Genomic DNA, 14,544 nt, shown 5'->3' with positions numbered 1-14,544 from the left:
TGGGCCTACAATGGCCGTCCCTGTAACCCCCTTGGCGCCCTTCTGGAGCTTGCTGTCCGATGAAATTCCGCTTTGCCGCTGCTGCCATGGCCACGACCCTGTTCGTGGGCATGGTCTCCGCCCAGACCCCCTTGCCGACGCCGGCCCCGGCACCCGCTCCTGCCGCCGCCGCCCCCGTCACCGTGGCCACTCCGCCGGCGCCCAAGCCCAGCGTGGCCAAGGCCTGGATCCTGATGGATTACGCCACCGGGCAGGTGCTGGCCGGCGAGAACGTCCATGAACCGCTGGCGCCGGCCAGCATCACCAAGGTGATGACGTCGTACGTGGTCGCCGCCGAAGTGAAGAACGGCAAAGTCCGCACCGACGATCAGGTGATGATGAGCGAGCGCGCCTGGCGCGAAGGTGGCGCCGGCACTGACGGCAGCTACAGCGGGTTCCCGGTCAACCAGACCGCGCGTCTGGAAGACATGGAAAAGGGCATGGCGATCCAGTCGGGCAACGACGCCGCCATCGCGCTGGCCGAACACGTGGCCGGCAGCGAAGAAGCCTTCGCCTCGCTGATGAACAGCTACGCCGCCAGGATCGGCATGAAGGACTCGCACTTCGTCAACGCCCACGGCCTGAGCGCCGAAGGCCACCGCACCACCGCCTACGACCTGGCGCTGCTGGGCCGTGCGTTCGTGCGCGACTACCCGGAAACCTACGCGTACAACAAGGTGAAGGAATTCACCGTGGGCAATATCACCCAGCCCAACCGCAACCTGCTGCTGTGGCGCGACCAGAGCGTGGACGGCATCAAGACCGGGCACACCTCCGAAGCCGGTTACTGCCTGATGAGCTCGGCCCAGCGCGGCGACCAGCGCCTGATCGCGGTGGTGCTGGGCGGTGCGTCGGAGAAGCAGCGCGCCGATGACAGCCTGGCGCTGCTCAACTGGGGCTTCCGCTTCTTCGAAACGCACCGCATGTACGAGCCGGGCAAGGCCGTGGCCGAACACAAGGTGTGGAAGGGCAAGGCCGATACGCTGCAGCTGGGCGTGGCCCAGCCGCTGCTGGTGAGCGTGCCGCGCGGTCGTTACAACGATCTGAAGCCGAGCATCGACGTGCCCAAGACCCTGGAAGCGCCGTTTACCGCGGGCCAGGCAGTGGGCACGCTGAAGGTGACCCTGGACGGCAAGGTGGTGGCGCAGGCCCCGCTGGTGGCGGTGGCCGCCGTGGAAGAAGCCGGCTTCTTCAAGCGCCTGTGGGACAGCTTCTGGATGTGGTGGGAATCGGAATAACGGTTTCCCACGGAAGAGGCAAAAAAAAGACCGGCGGATGCCGGTCTTTTTTCTTTTCGGTGTACCGACCAACGGTCGGTACCTACAGCCGGTCGCTTAGAGCGACCGGCTGATCGTGAAGGACCCGTAGATCGGCGACTGGTCCTGCAGGTCGAACTCGCGGGTGCTGTGGTAGCGGGCGAGGGCGAACTTCCAGCGGTTGTACATCACCGCCAGGCCGTAACCGCCCTGGGCGACCCAGTTGCGCTTGTCCACGCTGTGGCTGTTGCGGAAGGTGTTGCCGTCCAGGGTGATGTCCCGGATCACCCAGGCCGCATCGGTGGTGGCGAACAGGTGGAACGACCAGCCCGTGGGCTTGCCGCCGCGGGTAGGCGCGGTGTTTTCGCCGGCCGGGCGCAGCGGTGTGCTGCCGAAATCATCCGGCAGCTTCCAGCCGAAGCGGACTTCGCCACCGGCGTTAAGGTGGGTGGCGAGGTTGCCGACCGCGCCGCCGTAGTGGCTGATCGCATCCCAGCCCCAGCCGGCCAGGTTGTCCTCGGCATCGCCCCAGCGGTGCATGCGCTCATGGGTCAGCATGAACACCGGCTCGTTGCGCAGCTGGTTGTCCCAGCCCTGGAATTTCTCATCGCCGAGCGCGTCATGCACCGCGTCCTGCACTTCCTTGCCCAGTGCCCACGGCCCGACCACGCCAAGCGCCAGCTGGGTGGTCTGCAGGCGGTCGCCCCTTCGGGCGTTGTATCCGAAGCTGCCGATCAGCACGCCGGCATAGGGCCGGTCGTCCTCGATCACGTCGCGGCGGGTGAAGTCCTTGGGTGTGTAGATCTGCTGCGCGAAGCTGAAGATCATGTTCTGCTGTTCGAACTCGCCGGGGGCGAGGCGTTCGAGATGGCGGTTCACCCAGCGGGCAAGCCGAGGCAGGCAGGGATCGTCGGTGTAATCAACCAGATTGGGCGAAACAAAGGTGATCTGCGCCCCGTTGGTGTAGCCCTGGTCCTGGTCCGCGCCGCCGAAGAGATCGTTGTCGACGCGGAAGTTGACCTGCGGCGGGTGCTCGCGCATGGCGTCGGGCCCGCATTGTTCGGCTGCCTGTACCGCAGGCGCGGCTGCTGCAAGAACACCGGCAAGTGCGGCCGGTACCGCGTATCGCTTCAGAAGCATAAGATCCCCGCTGATGGTTTATTCATTTTTAAGCGGGAGCAGGGTATTCAGGGCGTGATGCCCTGACCAGCGCCGCGCGCGCACTGGTGCGTCTTGTTCGTGAAGACCGATCTTCACGTAATGTTCGGCGCAGCTGTGGGCACGATCGCGCAGCGCTTGGGTTCAGGCGTTTCCATCCCCATAATCGGGGGCATGGAAATCAAGTCTGACAATCCCGAACACGGCTTCCAGTTCCCCGGTCAATTCGAGCTCAGCGCGATGGGCGCTGCGAACATCGGTCTGGAGCACGAACTCCCGCAGCTGCTGCATGTGGCGGGTATCCAGGTGCTCAAAGAGCGCATCACCTGGAAGACCTCGTCCAATGGCAAATACGTTGCCGTGAAGCTGGTCTTCAAGGCCGAAAACCGCGAACAGCTGGACCTGGCCCATGAGGCGCTGCGCAGCCATCCGGAAGTGAAGTGGACGCTGTAACCGGCGGCGATTCGAACGCTGCACCGGGCCAGCGCCCGGCGCAGCCGGCCATCGTGCGCGACCTGGGGCGCCAGCCCTATGCGCCGGTCTGGCATGCAATGCAGCGTTTCACGGATGCGCGCAACGACGACAGCCTGGATGAGCTGTGGGTGGTTGAGCACGACCCGGTATTCACTCTGGGCCAGGCCGGCAAGGACGAACACGTGCTGGCCCCGGGCGATATTCCGGTGCTGCATGTGGACCGTGGTGGCCAGGTGACCTATCACGGGCCGGGCCAGATCGTGGTCTATCCGCTGCTGCAGCTGCGCCGGCTGGGAATCGGGGTGCGCGATTACGTGTGCCGGATCGAGCAGGCGATCATCGATACGCTGGATGAATGGAATATCGGCGCTGAACGGCTGGATGGCGCGCCGGGGGTGTACGTGGGCGGGGCCAAGGTGGCCGCGCTGGGCATCCGGGTCCGCCGCGGCAGCACGTTCCATGGCCTGGCCTTCAATGTGGCCATGGACCTGGAGCCGTTCCACCGCATCAATCCCTGTGGCTACCAAGGGCTGCAGGTAACCTCGGTGGTAGACTTGGGGGGACCGTCCGGCATGGCGGCCGTCAAGCCGGTACTGCTGGGCCATCTGGCCCGCCAGTTCGGGTTGGACCTCCAGCCTGCCACGGACCTGCCCGATCTGACTGACGCGGCCTGAGCGCCGCCGACCAAGGCCATGACTGAAACCACCGCTCGCATCATTCCCCTGCAGGTCGTGCAGGGCGACACGCCGTCCGCCGCGCCGTTGCAGGCCGGGGTCAAACAGCTGGGCGGTGACAAGATCGGCCGCTCGCCGGTGCAGTTCGCCGACGCACCGGTGCTGCGCAAGCCCTCGTGGATCCGGGTCCGGATTCCATCGGGCAACGCGGTACAGACGCTGAAGGCCAAGCTGCGCGAGAACCGCCTGGTGACGGTCTGCGAAGAAGCCAGCTGCCCCAACATCCATGAGTGCTTCAGCCATGGCACCGCGACATTCATGATCCTCGGCGAGGTCTGCACGCGGCGCTGCTCGTTCTGCGACGTGGCCCACGGCCGACCGAAGCCGCCGGACGCGAATGAGCCGGCCAGCCTGGCGCAGACCGTGGCGGACATGGGCCTGAAGTACGTGGTGGTGACCAGCGTGGACCGCGACGACCTGCGCGACGGCGGTGCCCAGCACTTCGCCGACTGCATCGGGGCGATCCGGGCCAGGTCGCCGAACACGCGCATCGAGGTGCTCACCCCGGACTTCCGCGGCAAGGGCCGCATGGAGCGGGCGCTGGACATCCTGGCGACCAACCCGCCGGATGTGTTCAACCACAACATCGAAACCGTGCCGGACCTGTACCGCAACGTCCGCCCGGGCGCGGATTACCAGTGGTCGCTGACGCTGCTGAAGAACTTCAAGGCACAGCACCCGTCGATCGCGACCAAGTCCGGCATCATGCTGGGCCTGGGCGAGGACATGGACCAGGTGCGGGCGACCATGCGCGACCTGCGTGCCCACGACGTGGACATGATCACCATCGGCCAGTATCTGCAGCCGACGGCGCACCACCACCCGGTGCTGCGTTACTGGACGCCCGAGGAATACAAGGAACTGGAGGTCTACGGCTACGAGCTGGGCTTCAGCCACGTGGCCTCCGGCCCGATGGTGCGTTCTTCGTACCACGCGGATGTGCAGGCCAAGGGCGCTGGCGTCGCCTGAGCTTCCGTCAGACGCGGCTGCCGGTGAATCGAGCGCCGGGGCGGCATACCCTTTCCGGCGAATGTCCCCCGGCGTCGGCCAGAGGCCGACACCTCCTCCTTTACTTCGCCTCCAAGGGTATGCCGCCCCGGCACTCGACCCACCGGCGTTGCACCCCGCCTTCTGCTTTTCCATCGCTAACCGCAAGCCTTGCCCCGTCGCGGCCGGCAGGCTCCTGGCAAAGTAAAGGAGGAGGCCGTCGCCGCAGGGCGACCGCCGGGGGACATTTGCACAGGGGCCTGCCGGCCGCGGCGGGGCCCTGAACGCTCGCGATGAACCTGATCGAAGACCGTCAAGGCTTCCCGGCGCCTGAATGCCTGCCGACCGCCGAATGGTTCAGGCCGCCGCGCGGTTTCGCCCCTAAACCCCTTTCCACGCGGCAATTCCGCGTCATTCACAATTTGATACAGGCCGCCGTTTAGGCTGGAAATCCGCGTTCTGGCGCGGTGGATGACAAACCCCGCAACTTTCGGCACTGTCGTGTGGTCTGATCCGCACGCAGTCTCCCCGTTGGCAAGGTGCCATGAGCAAGTCGATGAAATTCAAAGCCCCCGCATTCCTGATGGCCCTGGCGCTGACCGCGCCGCTGGCGCTGGCTGCCTATGCCGATTCGCCGGCGCTGCCGTCGGCGGCCACGGCCGACCAGGTGACGACCTCCAAGCTGGTGTACGGGCTGCTCTCGGACAGCCGCTATGCGTACCGGCCGCGCGCGCTGGATGCGGCGACCTCCAAGGACGTGTTCAAGCGTTACCTGGAATCGCTGGACGGCAGCAAGCAGTTCTTCACCCAGGCCGACATCACCAAGTTCGCACCGTTCGAGTCGAACATTTCGTCGGCCATCCGCGGCGGTGAGCTGGAGCCGGCGTTCCAGGTGTTCGCGGTGTACAAGCAGCGGGTTGGCGAGCGCGTGGGTTACGCGCGCAAGCTGCTCAAGCAGGATTTCGATTTCAGCAGCGATGAGCGCTTCGAGTACGACCGCAAGGACGTGCCGTGGGCGGCCAGCAGCGCCGAGCTCGACGACCTGTGGCGCAAGTCGGTCAAGAACGATTGGCTGCGCCTGAAGCTGGCCGGCAAGCAGCCGGCCGAGATCCGCAAGACGCTGGACAAGCGCTACGCGCAGCTGGAGAAGTCGGTCAACGAACTGAAGGGGGAGGACGTGTTCCAGTTCTTCCTCAATGCCTATACCAGCGCGGTCGATCCGCACACCGATTACTTCACCCCGCGCACGGCCGAGAATTTCAACCAGGCCATGTCGCTGTCGCTGGAAGGGATCGGCGCGCAGCTGCAGCGCCAGGATGACATGGTGGTGATCCGCGAGGTCATCGCCGGTGGTCCGGCCGCCGTGAACGGCACGCTCAAGCCGGGTGATCGCATCGTGGGGGTGGGCCAGGGCAAGTCGGGTCCGGTCGAGGATGTGATCGGCTGGCGTATCGACGACGTGGTAGCCAAGATCCGCGGCAAGAAGGACACGCAGGTGCGGCTGGAATTCATTCCGGCCGAGGAAGGCGTGGACGGCAAGCCGCACATGCTGGTGCTGACCCGGCAGAAGGTGCGCCTGGCCGAGCAGGCAGCGAAGGGCGAAACGCTGACCATCCCGGCCAAGGATGGGGCACCGGCGCGCAAGGTCGGCGTGATCAAGCTGCCCACGTTCTACCAGGACTTCGAAGGCCGCCGCCGTAATGCGGCCGATTACGCCTCGGCCACGCGTGATGTGGCCAAGCTGTTGGCTGGCTTCAAGAACGACAAGCTCGATGGCGTGGTCCTTGACCTGCGCAATAACGGTGGCGGTTCGCTGGACGAGGCGATCGAGCTCACCGGCCTGTTCATCGAACAGGGCCCGGTGGTACAGGTGCGCGAATCCGGTGGCCGGGTCACGGTCAACAACGATCGCAGCGAAGCAGTGGCGTGGGACGGCCCGCTGGCCGTGCTGATCAACCGCGGTTCGGCTTCGGCTTCGGAAATTTTCGCCGGCGCCATCCAGGATTACGGCCGTGGGCTGGTGATCGGTGAAACGACCTTTGGCAAGGGCACCGTGCAGAACATCGTCGACCTGGACCGTTGGCCCAGCGGTGAGGCCCAGCGCTTCGGCCAAGTCAAGCTGACCATCGCGCAGTTCTTCCGCGTCAGCGGCAGCAGCACACAGCACAAGGGCGTGGTGCCGGACCTGGCCTTCCCGGCCAGCGTGGACGCCACCGAGTACGGTGAAAGCACCTACGACAACGCGCTGCCGTGGACCCGCATCGCCGCCGTGCCGCACACCCAGTACGGCAACTTCGGCCCGCTGCTGCCCAAGCTGGAAACCCTGCATGCCTCGCGCATCGCGTCGGACAAGGAATTCCAGTGGTGGAATGAGGACGTGGAGCAGTTCCGCACCGAAGCGGCCAAGAAGTACATCTCGCTCAACGAGGCCGAGCGCCGCACCGAGCGCGAGCGCCAGGAAACCCAGCGCAAGCAGCGTCAGGCAACCCGCAAGGAGCTGGGCCTGGACCTGGATCCGCTGGCCGATGACAGCAACGACGATGGCCTGACCGGCAACGAGCGCGACATCGTCAAGGATGCCGCCCGCGAGAAGGCCGCCGAAAAGCGTCCGGACCCGCTGCTGCGCGAGTCGGCCGCGATCCTGGCCGACGCGGTGAACCTGTTGGCGGAGGACCGCCCGTTGTCGGCGCAGGTGCTGCCGCAGTCGACCGCGGCCGGCCGCTGGGCTGACTGACGGGAGCGCACGACCAACGGTCGTGCGCTACCTGGTATCGGCCAACGGTCGTGCGCTACCGGGTGTCGGCGCACCGGGCCGGTAGGTCACGACCGTTGGTCGTGACCGCGTGAACCAACGGAAAACGAAGGGCCGGCGGAAACGCCGGCCCTTCGTGTTTAGACCCCACGCATACGCCGCCGGGCCTATGCTCAGGCGATCCCCTCCTGCAGGAGCGCCCATGCGGCCTTCCCATGCACTGGCGGCCAGCCTCCTGGCCGTGACCCTCAGCGCCTGCGGTGGCCGTGCCGCCGACAGCACCCTGCTGCGTGAATCCTTCGATTCCGGCGACATGTACTCGCGCACCGTGCCGGGCACCCCGGCGCAGGCCTGCGAGGCGGCCCGGCGTACCTTGCTGAGCCAGGGCTACGCGATTGCCCGCGCCGATCCGGACGCGGTCGAAGGCAACAAGAATTTCCAGCCGCGCGAAGACGAGCATGAGCAGCTGGTGCTGCGCATTTCCTGCGCCGCGCGCGGCGATGAGGCGCTGGTGTTCATCAGTGCGGTGCAGGACCGCTATGCGTTGAAGAAGAGCCCGACCTCGGCCAGCGTAGGCGTGGGCGCGCTGGGGTCGGTGTCGCTGCCGTTCGGCAGCAACGACGATTCGCTGGTGAAAGTGGCCAGCAGCACCGTGCAGGACGGCGACTTCTACCGCCGTTTCTTCACCCGCCTGCAGCAGTACCTGCCAGCGGCCAAGGCCAGCACGCCCGAGCCGGCACCCGCGACGGTTCCGCCGGCCCCCGTGCCGCCGGTGACGCCGGTTCCCGAGCCTGCGCAGGCGCCGGTTCCTGCATCGGTCCCGGCACCGCCTGCCACGCCCACGCCGCCCCCGGTGCCCGCCAGCGATACGCCAGACGCCGTGCACTGAGCGGGCGCGAAGCATGCCGGGCAGGGGCCGTCATCCCTCGCGCAGACTGCGCGCCGTGGGCGTACTGCTGACCGCGACAATGGGCGTGCTTGCGGTCGCGGAAGGGCGCACCGAGCCGGGCGCCTGCGTGCAACGGCTGGTCGAACGCCTTGGTTGGCAGCTCCAGGAAGCTGACATCGCCGCGCCCAGCGTGCACGGTGGCCCCGTCTGCGAGCGCGCCGACCTGCGCGAGGCGCAGGCTGCCGGCGATCTGCAGGTGCAGCTGCCGCGTGCGTGGCCCGGCCCACAGCGCGAGCGTTTCCTGCGCGCCCTGCTGGACGATCCGGCGACCGTATGCGCCTATGCGTTTGAACTGGGCAAGGCCACGCGTCGTGCCGCCACCCGCCTGCAGGACAACCCCGGTTACCGTTTTTCGGGTCTGCAGCTTGGCTGGATCGGCTTTGGGCCGGCCGGTGCACGTGCACAGGGCTGGCAAGGCTTCCGCAGCCTGGGGCGCGGCTACCAGCCACACGGATCCAACAGCGCGGCCGTGCAGGCCTTCTATGAGGGCCGGGTGCGCAGCGAATGCGGGGTAGGCCGGCAGGTGGCGCAGTTGGCCACCCAGCGCGAGCTCTATGGCGATACCGCGTTCGATAAGGCGTTTACCCCCGGCGAACTGTCCATCGGCACCTTCCTGACCCTGCACGACACCGACAGCATCCTGCTCGGCCACCATGCTGGCGGGTTCTTCGCCGATGGCAAGGCGGTGCGCACCTCGCAGCGCGGGCGCCAGGCGTTCGTCGGGGCGCCGGGCTTCATCGAGCACGTGTTCGATCCGGTGTACCTGGATGACATCAACAACCAGGCCGAGAACTTCGTCATCGTCGACGTGGGCGCGGCGGCCGCCGAGGCGCTGCGCATCCACGGGGGCTTTGCCTACTACGACCGCATCAACCGCCGGATCTGGGAGGTGGCCGGGCGCATGCCGGGGCCTGGGCTGCGTCGCTTCGAGCGGCTGCTGGCCGAGCGCGACCCGGCGCTGCGCGCTGCGTTGCCGGCCGACCAGCAGCCGCTGCTGGCTGAACTGGACGCGCTGCTGGACGATCCGTTCTATCGGGAGTTCGTGATTTATGTGCACCCGCGCGGTATACGTCCGGTGGGCTATCACATCGCACGCCTGCTCGACCGCAATCCGCGTACGCCGTTCGCGTTCGAGCTGGGCCTGCACAACCTGCACACCACGCTGTACCACCGCTGGATCCAGACGCAGCTCCAGCAGTGCACGGCAGCGTCAACCTATTCGCAACCCGAGCAAAGGTGAGTCATGGAAATTGCAATGATTGGACTGGGGCGCATGGGCGCCAACATGGCCGAACGGCTGCATCGCGGCGGCCACCGCGTGATCGGCGTGGACCCCGGTGAAGCGGCGCGCACCAGCGCTGCCGGGCGCGGCTTCGAAGTGAGCGCGACGGCGGCCGAGGCGCTGGCGAAGCTGTCGGTACCGCGCGTGGTGTGGCTGATGGTGCCGGCAGGCGAGGTGGTCGACCAGACCCTTGCCGCGCTGTCGCCGCATCTTTCCGAAGGTGACGTGGTGATCGACGGCGGCAACTCGTATTACAAGGATTCCATGCGCCGCGCCACGCAGCTGCTCGAGGAGGACGTGACCTTCCTTGACTGCGGCACCAGTGGCGGCGTGTGGGGCCTGCAGGAAGGCTACAGCCTGATGATCGGTGGCGACGCGGCCGCCGTCGAGCGCGTCGGTGCGATCTTCCGCACCCTGGCCCCGGCCGAGGATCGCGGCTGGGTCCACGCGGGACCAAGCGGGGCCGGCCACTACTGCAAGATGGTCCACAACGGCATCGAGTACGGAATGATGCAGGCCTATGCCGAAGGCTTCGCGCTGATGCAGCGCAAGACGGAGTTCAACCTCGACCTGGGCCAGGTCGCGGCGGCCTGGCAGCACGGCAGCGTGGTGCGGTCCTGGCTGCTGGACCTGAGTGCCGACGCCTTGGCCCGCAACCCGCAACTGGACGGTATCGCGCCGTTCGTGCCCGATTCCGGCGAAGGCCGCTGGACGGTGGCCGAAGCGATCGACCTGGATGTCTCCGCCCCGGTGATCACCCTGTCGCTGCTGGAGCGGCTGCGCTCACGCGAAAAGAATTCCTTCAGCGACCGCATGCTTTCCGCGCTGCGCAACCAGTTCGGCGGCCACGCGATGGTCAAGGAATAGCCTTACCGAAGATCCACGCGCCGGCCGCTGTCGGCGCTTTCACGGCCGGCCTCCAGCAGCCGCATCAGTTGCAATGCTTCTCCGGTGCTTACTGGCGCTTCGCCTTCGCCGAGAATCGCATCGCGGAACGCCGCGTAGAACCGGCGATAGTCGCCAATGGCATTGTCCACGGTCTGCCGATGGACCTTTCCTTCGGCATCCACCTGCACCCGTTGCCCATGCTGCGGGTCCAGGCCCCAGCCCGGGGCGCCCGGGGCGATGCCCTGGCGCAGCTGGTCTTCCTGCACATCCAGGCCTTCCTTGAGATAACTGCCGGCGCTGCCATGCACGGCGAACCGTGGCGCCGACGCGGCCACCAGCGAACCGGCATGCACGATGGCGCGCATCGCCGGGTAGTGCAGCACCGCGTGGAAGTAGTCGTCGCTGCGCGCGCCGTCGCGCTGCGCGGTGATGTCGGCGCTGATCGCCTCGGGCCAGCCGAACAGCTGCAGCATCTGGTCCAGCAGGTGCGGGCCCAGGTCCATCCACAATCCGCTGCCCGGCACATCGCTCTCGCGCCAGCGATCGCGCACCTGCGGGCGGAAGCGGTCGAAGTGCGAATGGCATTCGGCAACGCGGCCCAGCGTGCCGGACGCCAGCACAGTGCGCAGGCTCAGGAAGTCGGCGTCGTAGCGCCGGTTCTGGAACACGCACACCACGCGTTCGGCGTCGCGCGCCGCATCCACCACCGCCACTGCTTCGGCCGTGCTCAAGGCGAATGGTTTGTCGACCAGTACGTGCTTGCCCGCGCGCAACGCCGCCAGGGCCAGCGGTGCATGCTGTGCATTGGGCGTGGCAATCACCACGGCATCTACTGCCGGGTCCGCCAGCAGCGGTGCCACGTCCGCATGGATGTGCACATCGGTGAAGCTGCGCAGCAGCCGCTCGCGCTGCGAACTGACGATGCTGTGCAGGGCAATACCCGGCGTGTGCTGGATCAGCGGTGCATGGAAAACGCTTCCAGCCAGTCCGTATCCGATCAAGCCGACCTGCGCGATCGTGGTCATGTCTGCAGCTTCCAGGTTTGCGTACGGTAGGAATGATTGCAAATGATGCAGTGCGGAAACATGAACCGTCATCGGGATGAACCTGAGCGGTTCACGGCAGCGTGATCCTGCAGCGACGTGTTGTCCACGCCCCGGCGCCGACACTGGACCCACTAACCAGGGAGACACCGCACATGACCAACACTACCCGTAATCTGCTTGCTGCTTCGCTCGCTTTCGGCATGCTGCTGGGCACCTCGGCGGCCATGGCCAAGGACCCGCCGAAGACCACCGACAAAGCCGCCATGACCCACGCGGACATGCACGACTCGTCCGAGCCGGTGACCGATACCTGGATCACCACCAAGGTCAAGAGCGAGCTGATCGCCACCAAGAACGTGTCCGGTACCGAAGTAAAGGTTGAGACCGTCAACGGCGTGGTTTCGCTGTCGGGCACGGTGGATTCCAAGGCCGAGCATGACAAGGCCATTGCCAAGGCCAAGGCCATCAAGGGCGTGAAGAGCGTCGACGCGAGTGCGCTGATGGTTGCTTCGGCCGCCGCCAAGCGCTGATCCGCTGCACCAGATGAACACGGGGCGCGCCGTCAGGCGCGCCCTTTTTCGTGGCCGGCGGTGCTGTCCGCTCCCGTCCCGTATTCACGTTGGTGTGGAGTATATTCAGGAGGTCGCCGCTGTCGGCATCGTCGCTGGTCATGGATGACGCAGGCGGCGGAAGGGGAACATGCACGCCAACGAGGGTCTATGGCACTGGTTTTCAGTGATGAACTCTGGGACCGCTGGCGGTTGCCGGCCCTCGGCCTGGCGGCCGTGGCCATCATCGTGGTGCCATGGCTGACGTTGCGCCGCCTGTCCGACGAGAACCTCGACGCGATGCGCTGGGTCACCCACACCCAGGACGTGGGCGTTGCCGTGTACCAGTTGCAGGCCGACGTGCGCGACGTGGAATCGGCGGCACTGACCCTGTCCAAGGGCATCGACGCGCCAGGACTGCGCGAGCGGCTTGACCAGGCCCGCCACATCCCGGCGCGGCTGGCGCGGCTGACCGAGCTGACCCGCGACAATCCCGAACAACTGGTGCGCATCGGCCGCATCCAGTCACTGCTCGACCGGCGCATGGAGCTGGCCGCCGAGCTGGCGCGTTCCAGCCCCGACGACGACCAGCGCCAGCTGGTGCGGGACCTCACCACCCGCTACCCGATCCGTGGTCTGATCGAGGAGCTGCAGGACCGCGAGGAAGAACTGCTGGCCCAGCGTTCGGCGGTGTTCGCCCAGCAGCAGCGCCAGAGCGAGCTGGTCTCGTGGACCGCGCTGGTGGTCCAGTTGCTGTTGCTGGGCCTGGTGCTGTGGCTCCTGCATCGGCAGATGCTGCACCGCGCTACCGCCGAACGCGCCACGCGGCGTGCCTCGGCACGTGCGGCATCGGTGCTCAATACGGTGCGGGAGCCGATTGTGCTGCTTGACCGCGAATTGAGGGTCCAGCTGCACAACCCGGCGTTCTCCGAGCTGTATGGCCTGCATGACGACGCGGTCACCGACGGGCGTGCCCTGGAGACGCTGGGTGATGGCGCCTGGAGCGATCCGGCGGTGCGCCAGCGGCTGATGGACGTGCTGCTGCGCGGCCGTGAACTATGGGACTTCGAGCACGAACAGCGCACCGATGATGGCCAGGTACGCATCCTGCTGATCAACGCCAGGCGCATGCCCCTGCCGGATCGCGACGACGAAGTGGTGCTGATGACGATCACCGACGTGACCGTGCAGCGGGCCGTACAGCAACGCGTGGAGGAACTGAACCGCCAGCTCGAAGGCAAGGTGGAACAGGTGTCGGAGGTCAATCGCGAGCTGGAAGCCTTCAGCTATTCGGTGTCGCACGACCTGCGCGCGCCGCTGCGCCACGTCGCCGGTTTTTCGGACAAGCTGGCGCGGCATCTGGGGGAGGGTGTGGACGAAAGATCCCGCCACTACCTCGACGTGATTGCCGGCTCGGCGCGGCGCATGGCCGCACTGATCGACGACCTGCTGGTGTATTCGCGGCTGGGCCGTGCGGCGATGCGCCTGCAGGCGGTGGACATGCAGTCGCTGGTGGCGGATACCCGCGCGCTGCTCGACGCCAACGCCCGGAGTGACGCCGAGCAGGCCGGGGTGACGCGGCGCATTGAATGGAAGATCGCGCCGCTGCCGGTCCTGGTCGCCGACGACAACATGATGCGCCAGCTGTGGTTGAACCTGCTCGGCAATGCCGTGAAATACTCGGCCCACGCCGAACCGGCGCGCATCGAGGTGGCGTACGCGCGCCAGCCCGATGGCAGCCACCTGTTCAGCGTGCGCGACAATGGTGCCGGTTTCGACATGGCCTACGCCGACAAGTTGTTCGGGGTATTCCAGCGCCTGCACAAGGCCAGCGAATACCCCGGTACCGGCATCGGCCTGGCCAGCGTTCGCCGCGTGCTCGCCCGCCACGGTGGCCGCATCTGGGCCGAATCGGCGGTGGACCAGGGTGCTGCGTTCCACTTCCTGCTGCCTTCCTCTCTCGACGCACTCAACAAAGGCCCCGTCGCATGACCGCTCTTCGCACCATCCTGCTTGCCGAGGACAGCCCCGCCGATGCTGAAATGGCCATTGACGCCCTGAAGGAAGCGCGCCTGGCCAACCCCATCGTCCACGTCGAGGACGGCGTCGAGGCGATGGACTACCTCCTGCGCCGTGGTGCCTTCGCCAACCGTGACGAAGGCCTGCCTGCGGTGCTGCTGCTGGATATCAAGATGCCGCGCATGGATGGGCTGGAGGTGCTGCGACAGATCCGCAGCGCCGAGGAGCTCAAGCGCCTGCCGGTGGTGATCCTGTCCTCCTCGCGCGAAGAGAGCGACCTGGCCCGCAGCTGGGACCTGGGTGTCAATGCCTATGTGGTGAAGCCAGTGGACGTGGACCAGTTCTTCGGTGCCGTGCAGACGCTGGGAAAATTCTGGGCGGTGATCAACCAGGCCCCGGAGGTCGAATAACC

The 14,544-nt window shown here is 66.7% G+C and carries 14 protein-coding genes; 12 read left to right on the top strand and 2 right to left on the bottom strand.

All coding sequences use genetic code 11. From position 1 onward, the window contains the following. The first annotated feature begins 59 nt into the window (after positions 1 to 59). Positions 60 to 1,277, top strand: coding sequence for a D-alanyl-D-alanine carboxypeptidase family protein (locus ACGFZ3_RS07035; RefSeq protein ID WP_392918365.1), 1,218 nt, complete (start codon positions 60 to 62; stop codon positions 1,275 to 1,277). A gap of 96 nt (positions 1,278 to 1,373) precedes the next feature. On the opposite strand, the gene ACGFZ3_RS07030 is transcribed toward ACGFZ3_RS07035, so the two are convergent. Next, positions 1,374 to 2,435 carry a lipid A deacylase LpxR family protein gene (locus tag ACGFZ3_RS07030; protein ID WP_392918362.1) on the bottom strand — a complete coding sequence of 354 codons (1,062 nt, stop codon included), beginning with the start codon at positions 2,433 to 2,435 and terminating at the stop codon, positions 1,374 to 1,376. Positions 2,436 to 2,627: 192 nt separating this feature from the next. On the opposite strand from ACGFZ3_RS07030, the gene ACGFZ3_RS07025 reads away from it, so the two are divergent. From ACGFZ3_RS07025 to gnd, 8 genes are all read left to right on the top strand, one after another. Beyond that, positions 2,628 to 2,906: a DUF493 family protein gene (locus tag ACGFZ3_RS07025; protein ID WP_392918359.1), complete on the top strand. Its 279-nt coding sequence runs from the start codon at positions 2,628 to 2,630 to the stop codon at positions 2,904 to 2,906. Further along, a complete protein-coding gene (lipB, locus tag ACGFZ3_RS07020; RefSeq protein ID WP_392918356.1) occupies positions 2,894 to 3,601 on the top strand; it encodes a lipoyl(octanoyl) transferase LipB in 708 nt (235 codons plus the stop codon). Before ACGFZ3_RS07025 ends, lipB begins: the two co-directional genes overlap by 13 nt. 18 nt (positions 3,602 to 3,619) lie before the next feature. Continuing rightward, positions 3,620 to 4,630 carry a lipoyl synthase gene (gene lipA, locus ACGFZ3_RS07015; protein ID WP_392918353.1) on the top strand — a complete coding sequence of 337 codons (1,011 nt, stop codon included), beginning with the start codon at positions 3,620 to 3,622 and terminating at the stop codon, positions 4,628 to 4,630. A 311-nt stretch (positions 4,631 to 4,941) separates the two neighbouring features. Further along, positions 4,942 to 5,091, top strand: a complete 150-nt coding sequence (locus tag ACGFZ3_RS07010; protein ID WP_392918349.1) for a hypothetical protein — start codon at positions 4,942 to 4,944, stop codon at positions 5,089 to 5,091. 113 nt (positions 5,092 to 5,204) lie between these two features. Then, on the top strand, positions 5,205 to 7,382 hold the full coding sequence (locus ACGFZ3_RS07005) for a carboxy terminal-processing peptidase (protein WP_392918345.1): 2,178 nt from the start codon (positions 5,205 to 5,207) through the stop codon (positions 7,380 to 7,382). Positions 7,383 to 7,602: 220 nt separating this feature from the next. After that, the gene (locus ACGFZ3_RS07000; protein WP_392918342.1) at positions 7,603 to 8,289 is read left to right on the top strand and encodes a DUF2242 domain-containing protein; all 687 of its coding nucleotides are present in this window, start codon (positions 7,603 to 7,605) and stop codon (positions 8,287 to 8,289) included. 13 nt (positions 8,290 to 8,302) lie between these two features. Beyond that, complete coding sequence (locus ACGFZ3_RS06995) at positions 8,303 to 9,589, top strand: hypothetical protein (RefSeq protein WP_392918339.1); 1,287 nt, start codon at positions 8,303 to 8,305, stop codon at positions 9,587 to 9,589. 3 nt (positions 9,590 to 9,592) lie between these two features. Continuing rightward, positions 9,593 to 10,498 (top strand): phosphogluconate dehydrogenase (NAD(+)-dependent, decarboxylating), encoded by a 906-nt coding sequence (gnd, locus tag ACGFZ3_RS06990; RefSeq protein ID WP_392918336.1) that lies wholly within the window; start codon positions 9,593 to 9,595, stop codon positions 10,496 to 10,498. Between the two features lie 2 nt (positions 10,499 to 10,500). On the opposite strand, the gene ACGFZ3_RS06985 is transcribed toward gnd, so the two are convergent. Next, positions 10,501 to 11,544, bottom strand: a complete 1,044-nt coding sequence (locus ACGFZ3_RS06985; RefSeq protein WP_392918333.1) for an oxidoreductase — start codon at positions 11,542 to 11,544, stop codon at positions 10,501 to 10,503. A gap of 173 nt (positions 11,545 to 11,717) precedes the next feature. Here ACGFZ3_RS06985 and ACGFZ3_RS06980 point away from each other — a divergent pair, with 173 nt between their 5' ends. The 3 genes from ACGFZ3_RS06980 to ACGFZ3_RS06970 all read left to right on the top strand — a co-directional run bounded on the left by ACGFZ3_RS06980 (position 11,718) and on the right by ACGFZ3_RS06970 (position 14,542). Further along, positions 11,718 to 12,095: a BON domain-containing protein gene (locus ACGFZ3_RS06980; protein ID WP_392918330.1), complete on the top strand. Its 378-nt coding sequence runs from the start codon at positions 11,718 to 11,720 to the stop codon at positions 12,093 to 12,095. Positions 12,096 to 12,284: 189 nt separating this feature from the next. Beyond that, positions 12,285 to 14,105 carry an ATP-binding protein gene (locus tag ACGFZ3_RS06975; RefSeq protein ID WP_392918327.1) on the top strand — a complete coding sequence of 607 codons (1,821 nt, stop codon included), beginning with the start codon at positions 12,285 to 12,287 and terminating at the stop codon, positions 14,103 to 14,105. Further along, positions 14,102 to 14,542, top strand: a complete 441-nt coding sequence (locus ACGFZ3_RS06970; protein WP_392918323.1) for a response regulator — start codon at positions 14,102 to 14,104, stop codon at positions 14,540 to 14,542. The genes ACGFZ3_RS06975 and ACGFZ3_RS06970 overlap by 4 nt, the downstream gene beginning before the upstream one ends. The last annotated feature ends 2 nt before the right edge of the window (positions 14,543 to 14,544 follow it).

Origin of the sequence: Stenotrophomonas sp. NPDC047960 (genome assembly GCF_043204395.1) — a bacterium.
Lineage (GTDB): Bacteria > Pseudomonadota > Gammaproteobacteria > Xanthomonadales > Xanthomonadaceae > Stenotrophomonas.
Note: the sequence above shows the minus strand (reverse complement) of the source record. Positions and strands in the feature narration are given on the sequence as shown.